We start from the raw sequence: 15,820 nt of genomic DNA on the forward strand, positions 1-15,820 counted from the left end.
ATTCCTTTTTTACCCTTTTTGGAAATTTAGAAAATATGCTATAATGGAGGGTAGTCAATTTACTCGAAAAGAGCTGAAAGCATCGTGTTGAAAAAAATAGTAATGGGAATCATCCGTTTTTACCAAGTTGCCATCTCTCCATTAAAACCGCCCACCTGCCGTTTTTATCCAACTTGTTCCCATTATGGTTTGGAAGCGGTAAATCGTTTCGGACCTATAAAAGGAAGCTGGTTAGCACTCATCCGGATTCTTAAATGTCATCCGTTTCATCCAGGGGGCATTGACCTTGTTCCCGAAAAAAAAGAAAAAAGTGAGGACCAATAGAAAAAAAACCTTGCTTTCCTTTGCAATCTTTTGTATCATACAGAAGTCAAATCGTAATCATTTCGTTTTTACCATATAAAATTCAAATCGTAATCAATACGAATTATAAAGGAGCATATCATATGAAAATTCGAGCATTGCTCTCCCTTTTCCTTGTTACTGCGGTATTTCTGTCAGCCTGCGGCAACTCAAAGGGAGAATCGAGTAATAAAGAAACCAAGGATGCCTTGGATATATATACGACGGTTTACCCTTTACAATACTTCACTGAGGCCATTGGCGGGGAGTACGTGAATGTCGAGACGGTTTATCCTCCAGGAACGGATGAACACTCATTCGAACCCTCTCAAAAAGATATTGTGAAAATGGCTGAGTCAGACCTGTTTTTCTATATTGGCTATAATCTTGAAGGCTTTGTAACCAAGGCTGAACCAATTCTAAGCAAAGAAGGCGTCAGCACAATTGCGGTGGGCGAAACGGTTCATCTTGATGAAGAGGAGCATGCACATGAAGAGGAACATGCACATGAAGAAGAAGACGGCCATGACCATGGGGGCGTTAATCCTCATTTGTGGTTAGATCCCGTCTATTCCATTGACATGGCTAAAACCATCAAGGACGAATTAACAAAAAAAATGCCGGAACAGGAAGAATATTTCAACAGCCACTTCAATGAGCTTTCCGAAAAGCTTGAGGCACTTGATGGAAAATTCGCGACGACGATCGAGTCGGGCCGTACCAATAAGATCATCGTTTCCCATGCTGCATATGGATATTGGGAGGAGCGCTACGGATTGGAACAAATTGGTGTCACAGGACTAACTTCTTCAAACGAACCTTCTCAAAAGGAACTGGGGAAAATCGTAACCATGGCTGAAAAAGAAGACTTGAACTACGTCATCTTTGAGCAGAATATCAGTTCTAAACTTACCGAAATCATCCAAAAGGAAATGGGAGCGAAATCACTTGAACTCCATAACCTTTCCGTGTTGACGGATAAAGATATCGAAGCTGGCGAAGATTACTTCAGTTTAATGGAAAAAAACATCAAGACACTGCAAACTGCCTTGCAATAGATGAGAAAGAAGCGGCTCCCTTTGGATCCGCTTCTTTTTTGTACCTCTTTTATCAGCTTAATTGAGTGGGAGTTTCGATTCCTGACAAAGCATGATAGCCTCCTGTTCTTAAGCAACTATGATAAGCTTAAAATATTACAATTTATGGAATGACCAAATGTAAGCTTAGAGAGGGGAAAATATGAAAAAGGTCATAAATGGAAGTATAACGTTTCTACTCCTATCGATGCTAGTTGCTTGCACGGATGAAAAAGATGATTACGCTAGAATTCATTCGAATCTTTTGCCTAGTGAGGGTCATACGTATTCGCTCCAAGCCGTTGGTAAAGAAATTACATTTGATTTACTGGAAGAGAACAATATAACCAATGTGGGCCCAATTAGAAATGAAGCATCTTACAAGTCAATGAATGAGCAATATCCAAAACTTGAATTACAGAAAGAACCTGCATTCATCGTGTTTGATGAAAATGGTTTGGTTTTAAAAACATATGATTATAAAGAGATGATTGATTTTTTACAAAATCCAGAAGATTAATTCCATCGGGAACGATAAAGAAGAAGGGAACCCCTTTTAATAGGATTCCCTTACGTTAGTTATTCCTTTAAATACTTCTCACGGATTTTTTCCATTTTCGTCATCAATTCGGTTCCAATCGTGGATTCGAATTCCGGATAGATGACGGTCATCTCATCCATCCATTCTTTCTTTTCCTCTTCTGACAGTGTATAGATGTCAATATTCGATTTTTGCTGGATTTCCCTTAGCTGTTCCTGGTTTAATTCATTTGATTTGATCCATAGCCATTTCGTTGTATCATCCATCGCCTGTTGGATTTGCTGCTGAATATCCAACGGGAGTTTGTTCCAAACCTGCTCGTTTATCATGACTACATACCCTAAATAGCCATGATCACTGATCGTTAAATACTTTTGCACCTCATATAATTTCTTGGAATAGATATTCGAAATCGTATTTTCCTGGCTGTCCGTTTCTTTGATTTCAAGGCTTTTGAACGTTTCATTAAACTCCAGGACAGAAGTTGAAGCCCCAAACTGCTTGAATTGGCTTTCCAGGACTGCACTTGGCATGATTCTGAAATGCTTTCCTGCAAAGTCACTTGGATGCCGTACCGGTTTACTGCTTGTAATCTGTTTATAGTTATTCGACCAAAATGCGAGTCCTTCGATATCAATGCTATTCAGCTGCTTAAGCAGCTCTTCCCCCACTTCCCCATTCAACGCTTCCTGCAAGGCCGCATCCGTTGGAAAGACGTAAGGGAGGTCCAATAGCATCCATTTCTTTGATATGCTCGTAATTTTAGATGCAGTCGGTGCAATCATCTGCACCTTGTTTTCTTGTAATGCCTCAATTTCTTCCTGATCACTATATAATGACTGATTAGGATAAACTTCTATTTTGACACGATGGTCTGTATATTCATCGACAAGTTGGGCAAATCGGTTCGCAGCTAGCCCTTTAGGTGTATTTTCGGCAACGACATGACTGAACTTAATCACGATTTGATCCTTCATCCCGACCTGCTCCTCATCCTTCGGCAAATTGAAACCGAAGCTTGTAAAGAATGATTGAAACGATATATACACGGCTATCAACAGCCCCAAGCCAATTAATAAGAAATACCCCCATAATGCACGCATACCGACAACTCCTCACCGCTCACTTCACATTATCACTATTCTATCACAGCTTTTTACTGTCGTAATACACTGCGCGAAAAATAGCGAAAAGTGATAGAAATTCTGTTACTATTAAGTATAGAAGTAATGGAGGAAAACCAATGGATAAATCCTTTCATATGCCCATTCAAATTAAAATCACCCTGCTATCATTCGTAATCGTCGCTTTTTCGATACTAATAGGCGGGATTTTTATATTCGGAAATATCGTTTCGGTCAGGGAAGATGAAATCGGCAAACGATCCATGATCACAGCCCATACCATTGCCGAACTCCCTGAAGTACAGAAATTGGTCCGTGAGCCTGAAGGATGGACGCAGCTTAATCCGATTATTGAAAACTTAAGGAAAATCCATCAAGCGGATTATATAGTTGTACTCAACAATCAGCATATACGCTATTCCCACCCGGTGTTCAGTCAATTGGGGACCCCGTCTAGCAGCAGTGATGAAAGCGCTGCGTTCGCTGAACACGAATACCTTTCAAAGGCTGCTGGCGAACTTGGCATTTCAATCCGCGCCTTTGTCCCGATCCTCGATGGAGATAGAGAGCAAATCGGCGTCGTGCTGGTCGGGAATATCTTGCCTACGATACCGGAATTAATAAAGGACCTGAAAGGCGAAATCGCGATTATCCTGGTCCTAACCCTTCTATTCGGTGTTTGCGGCTCTTGGCTCATGGCAAAAAGGATAAAAAAAGAAACCTTCCAACTGGAACCCCATGAAATTTCACGGATGTTGGTTGAAAGGACAGCCGCTTTCAATGCCATGCATGAAGGGGTCATCGCCATAGATAATAATCAGGCCATCACGATTTTCAATGAAAAGGCTAAGCAGATATTCAAGATCGAAGGTGCGGTCATAGGCAAGGATATCAATGATATCATACATGATACCCGTCTCCCGGAAGTGCTCGATCGGACATCTCCCATCTTCAATCAGGAAATCTCCGTTCAAAACAGGAATATTGTAAGCAACCGGGTACCGATAAAGATTGCGGATAAAACGATCGGTGCCGTGGCCATTTTCCAGGATCGCACCGATGTGACGAAGCTAGCTGAAGAGTTGACCAGTGTCAAAGCATTCGTTGAAGCCCTGCGCGTTCAAAACCATGAACATATGAACAAACTTCATACGATAGCAGGATTGATCCAGCTAGGTAATCTTGACGAAGCGCTGCATTACATTTTTCAGATCACGGAAGAACAAGAGGAATTGACCAGGTTTTTGACGAAGCACATTCACGATGATAATTTAGTGGGGCTGATATTAAGTAAGATCTCCTTGGGACGGGAACTCGGGATCGAGCTCATCATGGACAAACACACAAAATTGGACCGCTTCCCCGCTGGTTTGGACCATCACGATTTTGTTTTGATAATCGGAAACCTGATCGAAAACTCATTCGCAGCGCTAAAGCATTGCTCAGAGGAAACCAAACAGGTTTATCTATCCATCTACCAGGATGAACGTCATTGTCAAATCGTGCTTGAGGATAATGGACCCGGCATTCCCGAGGACATTCATAAAGATATATTCGAGTATGGTTTTACAACAAAAGGTGCGGAAGGATCAGGAATTGGTCTTTATTTAATAGACCAAATTGTAAAAAAAGCGAACGGCGAAATGAAATTCACGACACGCCCTAATGAGGGAACAAGCTTTTTTCTTTCTTTTCCGATGCATGATATAGAGGAGAACCAAAATGACTAACGAAATTCGTGTACTTTTAATTGAAGATGATCCAATGGTCCAAGAGGTCAACAAACAGTTCATCGAGCGCCTGCCTGCCTTTAAAGTCGTTGATACAGCTTCAAATGGGCTTGAAGGTCTGGAAAAAATCAGGCAGTCTAAACCCGACCTGGTCATTTTGGACATCTTCATGCCATCTTTAAACGGGGTTGATACACTTTATCAAATTAGAAAAGAGCAAATTGATGTGGATGTCATCATCATTTCAGCGGCAAATGATCAGAAAACGATTCGAAAAATGATACAGAACGGGGCTTTTGACTATTTAATCAAGCCATTTAAATTCGATAGGCTAAAACATACGCTGGAACAATATTATGCTTTTCGGATGGAGGTTGAACCTGATCATCAAATTTCCCAAAATCAGCTCGACCGAATCCTCTTTCAAAATAAGACACATTCTGAAGCGCGTCCGAAATATGATGTTCCGAAAGGATTGAATGGCGCGACTCTTGAGCAAGTGACGAAGTTCATAAAGACCCAGCCTGGGTCACTATCGGCAGAAGAAGTGGCTGATGGAATTGGAATCGCCAGAGTTACAGCTAGGCGCTATCTTGAATACTTGCATGGCGAAGAAGTCCTTCAGCTTGACGTACAATATGGCAGCATAGGCCGTCCAGTCAATAGGTACCGGCTAAAAAAACCTTAAACGCATGGGGACCGGCTCGAACGGTTCCCTTTTTACTTTTATTCTTTACGCACCTGTCTTCCGGTCATAGAGGCCCCACTTTCTCTTCAAAAGAAACAGCTCGCACTCCTTCAAAGCCGTCACTTCTTTTATGACATAGTCAGGCATGCCCCTTCTTAGTAGAATTTCCGCAATTAGGTACGGTTTTTTCATACACTCTCCCCTCCTTTTCCCTTTGATTGCCCTTCTTTTCATTCATTATACAAAATAATCCAATAAAGGAAAAATAGACAAAGCCCCATTTCCGAAAAAATTATGGTTTATCGGGCCATTTAAATGGTTTTTCCAATAAATCTGCAGACAAATAAAAAATGTTCAGGTTTATTTCAATCAGCCGTACTTTCCTCCGACTGTTAGTATCCTATTAAAATCATGTTCCAAAAGGGTGGGGTTTCCGTCCAATAAAGTACTAATTGGGTAAGTTACATAGATCGTGGGAGTAAAAGGAGATGGGATCAATATTTGATCAAAAGAGGTGGGCGTGCACCTCCTTTGATGTTTCATTTGTACAGTTTACTATATGTAGTCAATTCCTTTAGCCGCTTTTCATTGATGGCAAAACCGATTCCAGCTTTATCGGGAACTTGGATCATGCCATTTTCGACGATGACTTCAGGATCGATTATATCTCCATCCCAATAACGGGATGAAGATGATATATCCCCGGGAATCGTGAACCCTTTTAATGAGGCAAGTGCAATATTATGTGCACGTGAAATGCCAAACTCAATCATACCGCCGCACCAAACGGGCACATCATTTCCCAGGCATAGATCATGGATTCTTACCGCTTCCATCCAGCCGCCGACTTTAGCCATCTTAATGTTGATGACCCCACAGCTCTGGAGCGACAGTGCACTTTTTGCATCATGAAATGAATTTATGCTTTCATCAAGGCAAATGGGTGTCTGCAGCTGTTTCTGCAAAAATGAATGTTCCACAATGTCGTCATGCCCCAGCGGCTGCTCAATCATCATCAGCTTAAAGTCATCAAGCTTCTGCAGATGCGGGATGTCATCAAGAGTGTACGCTGAATTGGCATCTGCCATTAGCGGGATATCGGGATAGGCCCGACGGATTTCCGCTAAAAAATCCAAATCATTTTGAGGATTTATTTTTATTTTATATCGCTGATAACCGGAACCGGAAAAATCCTCGATCTGGCGCATTGCATCTTCTATATCATTCGATGCAATGACTACGCCAGCGGCCACTTCACTTCGCTCGCCGCCAAACAGCCGTCCAAGGTAGACTCCTTTCTGCTTCGCATACAAATCGAGGATTGCCTGCTCTAAAGCCGACTTCGCCATTGCATTCCGCCTGATTCCGCTCCATAAGTTCGGCAGTTCATCAGGATGCCCGATCTGACTGGCCAATGTCAGCGGGATTAAGAAGTCATCCAACATATGAAAGCATGTTTTGGTCGTTTCCTCGGTATACCAAGGACTTGTAAAAGGCACAGCTTCCCCGTATCCAACCAATCCGTCTTCATCCATGGCTTCGACAATTATCACTTCCCGGTCGCTTACCGTTCCGAGATGCGTCTTGAATGGCCGCTTTAAAGGGGCCTTAATGAGCTTTAGGGAAATGGAGGATAACTTCATCGCCATTCCCCCATCTCCTTCTTCAGTTCCCGTCTAAGAAGCTTGCTTGCTCCATTCCGGGGAAGCTCCTTACAAAATATCACGTTCCGGGGAAGCTTATAGGATGCCAAATACTCCTTGCAATATTCGAGCAGTTCACTCTCACCTAGCTCTGCACCTTGATGCAGGACAACAAAAGCAAGCGGGACCTGTCCCCATTTTTCATCTTCTGTCCCCGTCACTCCCGCTTCGAATACATCGGGGTGCGTACTAAGGACATTTTCAATCTCGGCCGGGTAGACATTTTCACCGCCGGAAATGATTAAATCCGAGCGTCGGTCAAGCACATATAAAAAACCTTCCTCATCGAGATAACCAAGGTCCCCAGTATAAAGCCACCCATCGGTAATGGCCTGCTGTGTAGCATCCATCCGATTAAAATAGCCTTTCGTCACATTCGGACCTGAAACCACGATTTCCCCCACTGCACCCGGTTCACACATCGTGCCGTCTTTCTCAATCCGTAACTGCGAAGGAAACAAAGGCTTTCCCGCAGAGCCGATTTTTGCCATGCTATATTCCGGTGCCAGCGTCACAATCTGTGAAGACGTTTCGGTCATCCCATATGTTTGATAGACGGGAATCCCTTTCTCCTTACATACCTCAAGCAAATGGACGGGTGCAGGGCCGCCGCCCAACAGGAAACAGCGGAAGGTTTTGGGATAGCTTGTTCCCTTCATATCCTGCACCATCCTATTCAGCATCGCCGTCACGACCGAAATGATCGTCACGCCATTTTCCTGGATGCTCCGGTTTGCTTCCCGTTCATCGAAACGTTCCGCCAAAACGACTTTCATGCCATAAATCACATTTTTCATCAAGATGGATAAACCGCTAATATGAAAGATCGGAACCGCACAATACCAAGAATCCTCTTCATGCAATCCAAGGTTCAGAACAGACCCAACGGCACTCCACCAATGGTTGCCGAATGTTTGGATGACCCCTTTTGGATTTCCTGTCGTACCAGATGTATACATGATCGTAGCGGTATCCTCAAGGTAAAACTCTTGAAGTACCCCTGCTGTGCCCTCCTCCGGCAATTCTTCCATTAAGTGAAGCTTCAAATCTGGGAGAATCTCACCAATATCAGCTAGTTTGCCGGAGAAGGACCCTTCCGAAACCAGATAGGCTGTTTTGCTGTCCTTGATCTGCCAGGACAGCTCTTTTGCCGTTAGCTTATTATTCAGCATCACAATCTTCACACCGAGATGAAATAATGCATGGATAACGACAACACCATCAATATGGTTACGGAGCAAAACCGCACATGAATCGCCAGCGCCCAGACCAATGCTTGAAAGCCTTCCAGCCATCTTCTCCGATAAAGTATACAGTTCAAGAAAGCTATACGTATGACCTTCAAACTCAATTGCCGGACGATCCGGTGAAAGATGCGCCCGATTTTTCAGCCAGTTCGGCAACTTTTCTTCTGCCATTGCTGCTTCCCCTCTTCCTTTTTGATATAGAAAACAGCCCGGCGATTTTCCGCCAAGCTGTCAGTCTCATCGATTCACGCGTTTCATTAAGGGAAACGAGGGAATTGCCCAAAGTCCGGAGTGCGTTTTTCTTTGAATGCATCGCGGCCTTCTTTTGCTTCTTCTGTTGTATAGTATAAAAGTGTAGCGTCACCAGCCAATTGCTGAAGACCTGCAAGGCCATCCGTATCAGCGTTCATTGCCGCTTTCAAGAAACGAAGTGCAGTCGGGCTCTTCTCAAGCATTTCTTCACACCATTTAACCGTTTCCGCTTCTAATTGGTCTAATGGCACGACCGTGTTGACCAATCCCATATCCAATGCTTCCTGTGCATTGTATTGACGGCATAGGTACCAGATTTCACGTGCCTTTTTATGACCCACGATACGTGCAAGGTAGCCAGAACCATAACCAGCATCAAAGCTTCCTACATTCGGTCCAGTTTGTCCGAAAATTGCATTGTCAGCAGCAATCGTCAAGTCACATACCACGTTCAAGACATTACCTCCGCCAATTGCATATCCTGCCACCATGGCTACAACCGGTTTTGGAATGACGCGGATCAAACGCTGCAAATCAAGAACATTTAGACGCGGAATGTTATCTTCACCCACATATCCGCCATTTCCGCGGACTTTTTGGTCTCCGCCTGAACAGAATGCTTTGCCGCCTACACCTGTTAAAATAATGACACCAATGCTGGAATCATCACGCGCCCTCGCGAATGCATCAATCATCTCAGCAGTCGTTTTTGGCGTGAATGCATTATGTACATGCGGTCGATTGATGGACACTTTCGCAATCCCGTTATATTTTTCATACAAAATCTCATCATATTCACGTATTGTTTCCCATTGAATCGTCACCTTAATTCCTCCTTCTATTTCGCTTTAAAAACTCACTTATTATTTTACCAAACTTTTCTCCAACTTCCACATGAATCGCATGTCCCGCATCATTTATTATTTTCCATTCGGCGCGCTTCAGCTTTTTTTTCATCGAGTCCGCTATTCGACAAAACTTATGGTCAAGTTCACCGGTTACAAGGAGTACCGGGAAATCAAGGGTTTGCAGTTGTTCCCAGTAAGAAGCCTGGCTGCCGGTCCCCATGCCGAGAAGGCTATTGGAAAGGCCGGCAGGGTCATTTGCCAGCCGCTGCTCCCGAATGGCCGACCTGGTTTTGGCCGACAACCGTTTTTGGCTTTCAAACAGCGGGATGTTTTCCCATTGATCCACAAACGCTTCCATGCCATTTGCAAGAATCCGTTCGGCAAGCTTCCGATCATTTCCCCTTCTGATTTCCCGTTCCTCTTCTGTTAAAAGACCTGGTGAAGCACTCTCCAGTATCAATGTATCAACATATTCAGGATACAAACAGGCAAATCCCAATCCGAGCCTTCCGCCCATCGAGTATCCAAGGATATGGGCTTTCGGGAAATGTAACACATCCAAAATATACTTGATATCCTCAGCCACATTTTCCAGCTCATACCTTCGATGATCGGCTGGTGTCGCAGACATGCCATGTCCGATGATGTCGACCATGATCAGCGTATACCTGTCACTCAGTAGCGGGATGAGAAATTTCCATGTATCCCGATTTCCCGTAAATCCATGCAATAGTACAAGAGGATCTCCATTTCCCGTTATTTCAACAGCATAATTGACATCCTTGCTGACAATATTCATGATATTTCCCTGTCTAACACCATTTTTATTTCCTGGGAAACAAAGCTCCACAAATTTCGATGCTTTTGTAGATTGGACTCTCTTTCTGTCGGTACTTCGATGATTTTCAGACCTTGAATTTCGAACGACTCTGTAAATACCTTCTCGAACTCATCCCAATTTTGCACCTTGTTGTATTTACCGCCATAAAGCTGGGCAGTATGTGAAAAATCAAGCCCATGAGGCGTGCCGAATAGCGTTTCGAAATGTTCCCTCTCATTTGCCTGCGGCAAGAAGGAAAAAATGCCGCCGCCATCATTATTAACCAGCAAAATCGTGATATTTTGTTTTTGAAGTTTTGCTGCAAGCAAGCCATTCATATCATGGAAAAAGCTTAAATCCCCGATTGCCAGCACTGTATTTTTCGATACCGTGCTCACGCCAAGTGCAGTGGAAACGACACCATCGATGCCATTCGCCCCGCGATTGGCAATGGTTTGGATTCCTTTTTCATTATTCAAAAAGAAAGTATCCAAATCACGTATAGGCATACTATTCCCGACAAATAACGTCGACTCCAATGGCATCATATCAGCAAGCAAGGCGAACAGCTTACCTTCGCTTAACTCCGCTTCATCCCTGACGGAGGCTAAGGCATCCTTCGTCGCTCCGTTGACGGTTTTCCATAAGCGAAGCCATTCATCATCAGGGGAAGAAGTAATGCCTTCAGCTATTCGCAGACAAAAATCTTTCTCTTCGCTGTAAACCATATTCGTTGCCAAACCGGCTGGTTCGCGCCAGCCTGCTCCGCCATCGACGACCAAAGTAATCGCCTGTTTTTGTTTTTTCATGAATAACAATAACGGTTTAGAAACAGGCATTGCCCCGAATCGCAAGATCACTTCCGGCCTGAACGCCGCTTTTGCCGTTTCATCGCGCAGAAACGTATCGTACGCATCAATGATGACGGCTTTATCATGACTTCCGCTCCTTAACTGTGAAAGGGGATCAGCCAGTACCGGAAAAGCAAGTTTTTTCGCTAATGCGACAATGGCTTCCTTCATCTCTGGATGCGGTAATTCGCCACATACAATGATACCTTGCTTAGCTTTTGACAATGTAGTTGCAACCGCTTCTAATTGTGATGCGGACAATGACCGTTCTCCACTGTCAATCAACACTGCAGGCTTCCTTTTATTTTGCCGGTACTCCTTTGCTTGGTCCAGGTCCGGAATCAATGGTTCTCGAAGCGGGAAATTCAAATGTACAGGCCCTGCCGGTTCAGCGGCCGCTGTAGCCACTGCCCTTGCACCGACCGTTCTGGCATACCGCATCATCCCATCCGTGCTTTCAGGAAGTGCCATTTCGACAAACCATTTTACATGTCTTCCGTAGAGGTGTATTTGATCGATCGCCTGCGGGGCTCCGACATCACGCAATTCATGCGGACGGTCAGCGGTAAGTACAATAAGCGGCACTCTTGAATAGAAAGCCTCGATGACGGCTGGATAATAGTTTGCAGCGGCTGTACCGGACGTACAAAGAAGTCCGACAGGTTCTTTTAAGGCCTTAGCCAAACCAAGGGCAAAAAAAGCAGCCGAACGCTCATCCACATTAATATGAATTTCGATATCAGGATGTTCCACTAGCAGCAAAGCCAGGGGCGTGGATCGTGAACCTGGGCTCACCACCACATGCTTCACCTCATTTTGTGCCAGCTCATCGACGAATGAAGCAGCATACGCTGTCAATGCATCTCGGTCATTCATTAAGATTTCCTCCTAAAGCACTTAACATCGGATTGAATTTAATCCCCGTTTCCCGGAATTCACTTTCGGGTGTCGATTCTTCCACTACTCCGCATCCGGCAAAGAGCGATGCCTCATTGTTCTGTATCAGGGCAGAACGTATCCCTACAGCGAATTCCCCGTTCCCATACGTATCCACCCAGCCTAAAGGACCCGCATAAAATCCGCGTTCCAGACCTTCCAATTCCCGAATTCGGACAACAGCCTTTTCTTTTGGAAGTCCTCCCATGGCAGGTGTGGGATGGAGGTTCTCGACGAATTCAAAAATCGTGACACCTTCCTTGGATATACCGCGAACCGGTGTGTACAAATGCTGGATATGACGGTTTTTCATAAGTGTCGGTCCGGCCGGGACCATCACCTTTTCGCATACAGAATCAAAAGCATTGGATATCATCGACACGACATATTGATGCTCTTGTAAATTCTTTTGGTCATGAAGCAATTCTTCACCAAGACAAACATCTTCTTGCTCATCTTTCCCTCGCCGCATCGATCCGGCAAGACAGGTAGAAAAAACTTCATTTCCCTGTTTCTTAATCAAACGTTCGGGAGTGGCACCGACAAAACAGTCACCACCAGCCTCCAAACTGAAAATATAACTCAATGGCTGCTCAGCAATCAATTGTTCAAGCACTTTCCCTGAATCGATGGAACGTTCAAAACCAAGTCGAAGCTCCCTTGCCAAAACAATCTTGTCGAGATCTGTCGTCTTGATTTCCTGAACAGCCTCTGCGACCGTCCTCTTCCATTCCTCAGGTTCGACTTCCCTCTGCATAACAAGGGAATTTGCACCCAATTCATTGCCATCCAAGCTTTCGAAGAGGAAAGCTTCCCGTTCATTTATCATATCTATGAAGAGTTTTTCTGAATCATCAGGCGAACAAAGTAAGTTTGTCGTTAAGTAAGCTTGTTTCCCCACTATTGAAAGCATGAAGGCAGGTATATAAAACAGGTTGTCCCCGAACTGATTCCAAAGGAGCGTACTGTCAGTTTCATAATCAAAAGAAAAGCCCCCATACAGTAAAGGACCTGTCGCTTCTATATCGGTCACTCCTGTTTTGACAGCATCATTCTGCAGTTTGATCCAGCTCTTTTCGACTTCTCTATAACGTTCGGCATTTGATGCCGCTTTGAGTTTCTTAACATTGCCTAAACCGGTGATGGTTATTTCCTTTGCAGGGTCCTCCCAGAAAAAGCGTTCACCCGCATACCGTTCTCTTCCAGCTTGATAAAATGAAAGGGGGTTGTTGCATTTAATCTTCTTAATATGACTGAATAGAACTTGATCATTCAAGTCCTTCGCCTTTTGTATAGCTGAAGCCAGTCCCTGAAACTGTTCAGTTTCCTCTGAGATAGCCAAAAAAATCCCCCCAAATGTACATTTTAAAAGCTATTTAACCTATTTAAAGATACACCTCCCTTGAACCTCATGTCAATAAAACGCCCCTTTACCGAACGATTCTTCCCTGCTTTTTTCCTTATTATATGAATCTTAGCGAATGTAGAGAAATACCCTTGATTTTGGAAATGCATCACCCATGAATTTCAATTATCACCCTTACCCACTTTTCCTGCATTTATTAGGATAACCTTTTGTGCAACATTTCAATATTTGTTATAATTTCGAGAGAACCAATAATGATTTTGAGGAGAGAAATAATGCAAACAGAATACGACGGACTTCCCCTTAAACGGACCTGGAAGATTTGGTGGGAGTTAATTCGTCCACATACACTAACCGCAGCTTTTGTCCCAGTCTTACTTGGAACTATGATTGCACTTTTGGAAGATGGAGTGAATTGGTTACTATTCGCTGCCATGATGATTGCAAGTATCCTGATTCAAGCTGCAACCAATTTATTCAATGAATACTATGATTTCAAGAGAGGCCTGGATACGGAGGAATCCGTAGGCATCGGCGGCGGGATCGTCCGTCATGGGATGACCCCCAGACTAATCATGAACTTGGCCCTTGGCATGTATGCCATCGCCTTGATCATTGGAATCTATATCTGTGCCGCATCGTCTTGGTGGCTAGCTGCAGTAGGCCTCGTTTGCATGCTTGTCGGCTATCTTTATACAGGCGGTCCCCTGCCCATTTCATATACACCGTTCGGGGAACTTTTTTCTGGATTGTTCATGGGCTTTTTGATAATCCTGATCGCCTTTTTCATTCAAACCGGTGATGTTTCTTCAACAGCCATCTTAATTGCCATTCCAAGTGGGATACTGGTAGGGCTGATCAACCTATCCAATAACCTCCGTGATCATGATGGGGATAAGGCACATGGCCGCAAAACGATGCCAGTCGTGATGGGCAGGAAAAACGCCCTGACATTCATGGCAATCATGTTCGCTTTCTCTTATCTATGGCTTGTTGGACTCGTTCTTACCGGAAGCGTTACGGCTTGGATTCTCCTTGCCTTCCTTAGCATACCGAAGGCCATGGCCGCAATAAAAGGCTTCGTGGGTAAAACACAGCCGATCACGATGGTGCCGGCAATGAAAGCCACTGCCCAAACGAACACCTTCTTTGGCTTACTCATGGCCATTGGATTATTCATCAGCTATCTTATATAATCTCCGGGGACTGAGCCCATCCGCTCAGTCCTTTTTTCTATCTTCCGTTCCATATTGTTTTCCTATACTCCGATTCGGGTAATAGATAATACAACCACCTTACCAATATAAAAAGAGATTTGGACTTTAGAAGGAGTGAATTGGATATGGCAACGAAACAACAAACGCAAAAATTCAAAAAAGAACTGCTTCAGGAAAAAAATGAGCTATGTAATAGAATTCAAAATGATGAACAATCCGTTCTGGATAAAAGCCAGACGGAATCCGTAGGTGAATTATCATCCTATGATAATCATCCTGCAGACCTAGGGACCGAATTATTCGAGATGGAACGGAATCAAGCACTCGATGAGCATGCACAATCCGAAATCGAGAAAATAGATGAAGCTTTGAAAGCCATGGAAGAAGGGGCGTATGGCCATTGTAAAACCTGCAATAAGGAAATCCCCATCGAGAGGCTTGAAGCGATCCCAAGCACCCTCTACTGTGTCGAGCATGCCCCAGAACGAACGCTTTCACAAGACAGGCCAGTGGAAGAGGATATACTGATTCCATCCAAGGGTGATCATTTTGAAAATCGTCATGGAGTCGAAATGGCGGCTAAAGAAGATAGCTTTGGTGAAGTGGCCAAATTCGGTACATCAGAAACGCCATCTGATTATACCGGGGATCATGACAATTACAATGATCTTTATAAAAACGAGGATGAAACGGATGGATTTCCTGAAGACTATGAAGGATATGCCGCAAATGATATCGAAGGAAAAACGAGAGTGGATATACCGAACAAAAAGCAAAAGGAATATGAAGATACCTTGAAAGAAGAAAATATAGAATCCCAACTTGGAGACATTCCCTATAAACAAAAAGATGGTTATATCAAGGAAAACAAATGAAAAAAAGAAGCATACATGAATGTATGCTTCCCTTTTTGTTATGACCCGTACGGGATTCGAACCCGTGTTACCGCCGTGAAAGGGCGGTGTCTTAACCGCTTGACCAACGGGCCAACTGGCGGAGAAGGAGGGATTTGAACCCTCGCGCCGCTCGCGCGACCTACACCCTTAGCAGGGGCGCCTCTTCAGCCTCTTGAGTACTTC

At 44.0% G+C, this 15,820-nt stretch carries 15 protein-coding genes and 1 tRNA gene; 7 read left to right on the forward strand and 9 right to left on the reverse strand.

What is annotated here, in order from left to right; genetic code table 11:
- Positions 1-102 precede the first annotated feature (102 nt).
- The 3 genes from yidD to ADA55_RS18300 all read left to right on the forward strand — a co-directional run bounded on the left by yidD (position 103) and on the right by ADA55_RS18300 (position 1,938).
- Positions 103-324, forward strand: coding sequence for a membrane protein insertion efficiency factor YidD (gene yidD / locus ADA55_RS18290; protein ID WP_207118056.1), 222 nt, complete (start codon positions 103-105; stop codon positions 322-324).
- A gap of 122 nt (positions 325-446) precedes the next feature.
- Positions 447-1,400 carry a metal ABC transporter solute-binding protein, Zn/Mn family gene (locus ADA55_RS18295; RefSeq protein WP_048686506.1) on the forward strand — a complete coding sequence of 318 codons (954 nt, stop codon included), beginning with the start codon at positions 447-449 and terminating at the stop codon, positions 1,398-1,400.
- Between the two features lie 181 nt (positions 1,401-1,581).
- A complete protein-coding gene (locus ADA55_RS18300) occupies positions 1,582-1,938 on the forward strand; it encodes a hypothetical protein (protein ID WP_048686509.1) in 357 nt (118 codons plus the stop codon).
- A gap of 59 nt (positions 1,939-1,997) precedes the next feature.
- Here ADA55_RS18300 and ADA55_RS18305 read toward each other — a convergent pair whose 3' ends face one another.
- Positions 1,998-3,062, reverse strand: a complete 1,065-nt coding sequence (locus ADA55_RS18305; RefSeq protein ID WP_048686511.1) for a DctP family TRAP transporter solute-binding subunit — start codon at positions 3,060-3,062, stop codon at positions 1,998-2,000.
- Positions 3,063-3,202: 140 nt separating this feature from the next.
- Between ADA55_RS18305 and ADA55_RS18310 the strand changes: the two genes are divergently transcribed.
- The gene (locus tag ADA55_RS18310; protein WP_048686515.1) at positions 3,203-4,813 is read left to right on the forward strand and encodes an ATP-binding protein; all 1,611 of its coding nucleotides are present in this window, start codon (positions 3,203-3,205) and stop codon (positions 4,811-4,813) included.
- On the forward strand, positions 4,806-5,501 hold the full coding sequence (locus tag ADA55_RS18315) for a response regulator (RefSeq protein WP_048686517.1): 696 nt from the start codon (positions 4,806-4,808) through the stop codon (positions 5,499-5,501). Before ADA55_RS18310 ends, ADA55_RS18315 begins: the two co-directional genes overlap by 8 nt.
- 45 nt (positions 5,502-5,546) lie before the next feature.
- Here ADA55_RS18315 and ADA55_RS29475 read toward each other — a convergent pair whose 3' ends face one another.
- The 7 genes from ADA55_RS29475 to ADA55_RS18345 form a co-directional block, all read right to left on the reverse strand.
- Positions 5,547-5,693, reverse strand: a complete 147-nt coding sequence (locus ADA55_RS29475; RefSeq protein ID WP_153246142.1) for a hypothetical protein — start codon at positions 5,691-5,693, stop codon at positions 5,547-5,549.
- Positions 5,694-6,040: 347 nt separating this feature from the next.
- A complete protein-coding gene (gene menC, locus ADA55_RS18320) occupies positions 6,041-7,144 on the reverse strand; it encodes an o-succinylbenzoate synthase (protein WP_048686528.1) in 1,104 nt (367 codons plus the stop codon).
- Positions 7,141-8,622 carry an o-succinylbenzoate--CoA ligase gene (locus tag ADA55_RS18325; RefSeq protein WP_048686519.1) on the reverse strand — a complete coding sequence of 494 codons (1,482 nt, stop codon included), beginning with the start codon at positions 8,620-8,622 and terminating at the stop codon, positions 7,141-7,143. Before ADA55_RS18325 ends, menC begins: the two co-directional genes overlap by 4 nt.
- 86 nt (positions 8,623-8,708) lie before the next feature.
- On the reverse strand, positions 8,709-9,521 hold the full coding sequence (gene menB, locus ADA55_RS18330) for a 1,4-dihydroxy-2-naphthoyl-CoA synthase (protein ID WP_370029151.1): 813 nt from the start codon (positions 9,519-9,521) through the stop codon (positions 8,709-8,711).
- Between the two features lie 7 nt (positions 9,522-9,528).
- Positions 9,529-10,350: a 2-succinyl-6-hydroxy-2,4-cyclohexadiene-1-carboxylate synthase gene (gene menH / locus ADA55_RS18335; protein WP_048686521.1), complete on the reverse strand. Its 822-nt coding sequence runs from the start codon at positions 10,348-10,350 to the stop codon at positions 9,529-9,531.
- Positions 10,347-12,098, reverse strand: coding sequence for a 2-succinyl-5-enolpyruvyl-6-hydroxy-3-cyclohexene-1-carboxylic-acid synthase (menD, locus tag ADA55_RS18340; RefSeq protein ID WP_048686522.1), 1,752 nt, complete (start codon positions 12,096-12,098; stop codon positions 10,347-10,349). Before menD ends, menH begins: the two co-directional genes overlap by 4 nt.
- Positions 12,091-13,500: an isochorismate synthase gene (locus tag ADA55_RS18345; RefSeq protein ID WP_048686524.1), complete on the reverse strand. Its 1,410-nt coding sequence runs from the start codon at positions 13,498-13,500 to the stop codon at positions 12,091-12,093. The genes menD and ADA55_RS18345 overlap by 8 nt, the downstream gene beginning before the upstream one ends.
- Before the next feature lie 299 nt (positions 13,501-13,799).
- On the opposite strand from ADA55_RS18345, the gene ADA55_RS18350 reads away from it, so the two are divergent.
- Both ADA55_RS18350 and ADA55_RS18355 read left to right on the forward strand, forming a co-directional pair.
- The gene (locus tag ADA55_RS18350; protein ID WP_048686526.1) at positions 13,800-14,720 is read left to right on the forward strand and encodes a 1,4-dihydroxy-2-naphthoate polyprenyltransferase; all 921 of its coding nucleotides are present in this window, start codon (positions 13,800-13,802) and stop codon (positions 14,718-14,720) included.
- 146 nt (positions 14,721-14,866) lie between these two features.
- Entirely contained in the window at positions 14,867-15,616 is a 750-nt protein-coding gene (locus ADA55_RS18355) for a TraR/DksA C4-type zinc finger protein (RefSeq protein WP_048686527.1), read from the forward strand.
- A 41-nt stretch (positions 15,617-15,657) separates the two neighbouring features.
- Here ADA55_RS18355 and ADA55_RS18360 read toward each other — a convergent pair.
- Positions 15,658-15,729, reverse strand: a tRNA-Glu gene (locus tag ADA55_RS18360).
- Positions 15,730-15,820: the final 91 nt, after the last annotated feature.

It is taken from the genome of Bacillus sp. 220_BSPC, assembly GCF_001054655.1.
GTDB lineage: Bacteria > Bacillota > Bacilli > Bacillales > DSM-1321 > Peribacillus > Peribacillus frigoritolerans.

Bases quoted from the DNA above. Each gene is read 5' to 3' on its own strand.
- ADA55_RS18350 (WP_048686526.1), top strand. From the start codon at position 13,800: ATGCAAACAGAATACGACGGACTTCCCCTTAAACGGACCTGGAAGATT.
- menH (WP_048686521.1), bottom strand. From the start codon at position 10,350: ATGAATATTGTCAGCAAGGATGTCAATTATGCTGTTGAAATAACGGGA.
- ADA55_RS18310 (WP_048686515.1), top strand. From the start codon at position 3,203: ATGGATAAATCCTTTCATATGCCCATTCAAATTAAAATCACCCTGCTA.
- menD (WP_048686522.1), bottom strand. From the start codon at position 12,098: ATGAATGACCGAGATGCATTGACAGCGTATGCTGCTTCATTCGTCGAT.
- ADA55_RS18325 (WP_048686519.1), bottom strand. From the start codon at position 8,622: ATGGCAGAAGAAAAGTTGCCGAACTGGCTGAAAAATCGGGCGCATCTT.
- ADA55_RS18300 (WP_048686509.1), top strand. From the start codon at position 1,582: ATGAAAAAGGTCATAAATGGAAGTATAACGTTTCTACTCCTATCGATG.
- ADA55_RS29475 (WP_153246142.1), bottom strand. From the start codon at position 5,693: ATGAAAAAACCGTACCTAATTGCGGAAATTCTACTAAGAAGGGGCATG.
- yidD (WP_207118056.1), top strand. From the start codon at position 103: ATGGGAATCATCCGTTTTTACCAAGTTGCCATCTCTCCATTAAAACCG.
- ADA55_RS18355 (WP_048686527.1), top strand. From the start codon at position 14,867: ATGGCAACGAAACAACAAACGCAAAAATTCAAAAAAGAACTGCTTCAG.
- ADA55_RS18295 (WP_048686506.1), top strand. From the start codon at position 447: ATGAAAATTCGAGCATTGCTCTCCCTTTTCCTTGTTACTGCGGTATTT.
- ADA55_RS18315 (WP_048686517.1), top strand. From the start codon at position 4,806: ATGACTAACGAAATTCGTGTACTTTTAATTGAAGATGATCCAATGGTC.
- ADA55_RS18305 (WP_048686511.1), bottom strand. From the start codon at position 3,062: ATGCGTGCATTATGGGGGTATTTCTTATTAATTGGCTTGGGGCTGTTG.
- menC (WP_048686528.1), bottom strand. From the start codon at position 7,144: ATGAAGTTATCCTCCATTTCCCTAAAGCTCATTAAGGCCCCTTTAAAG.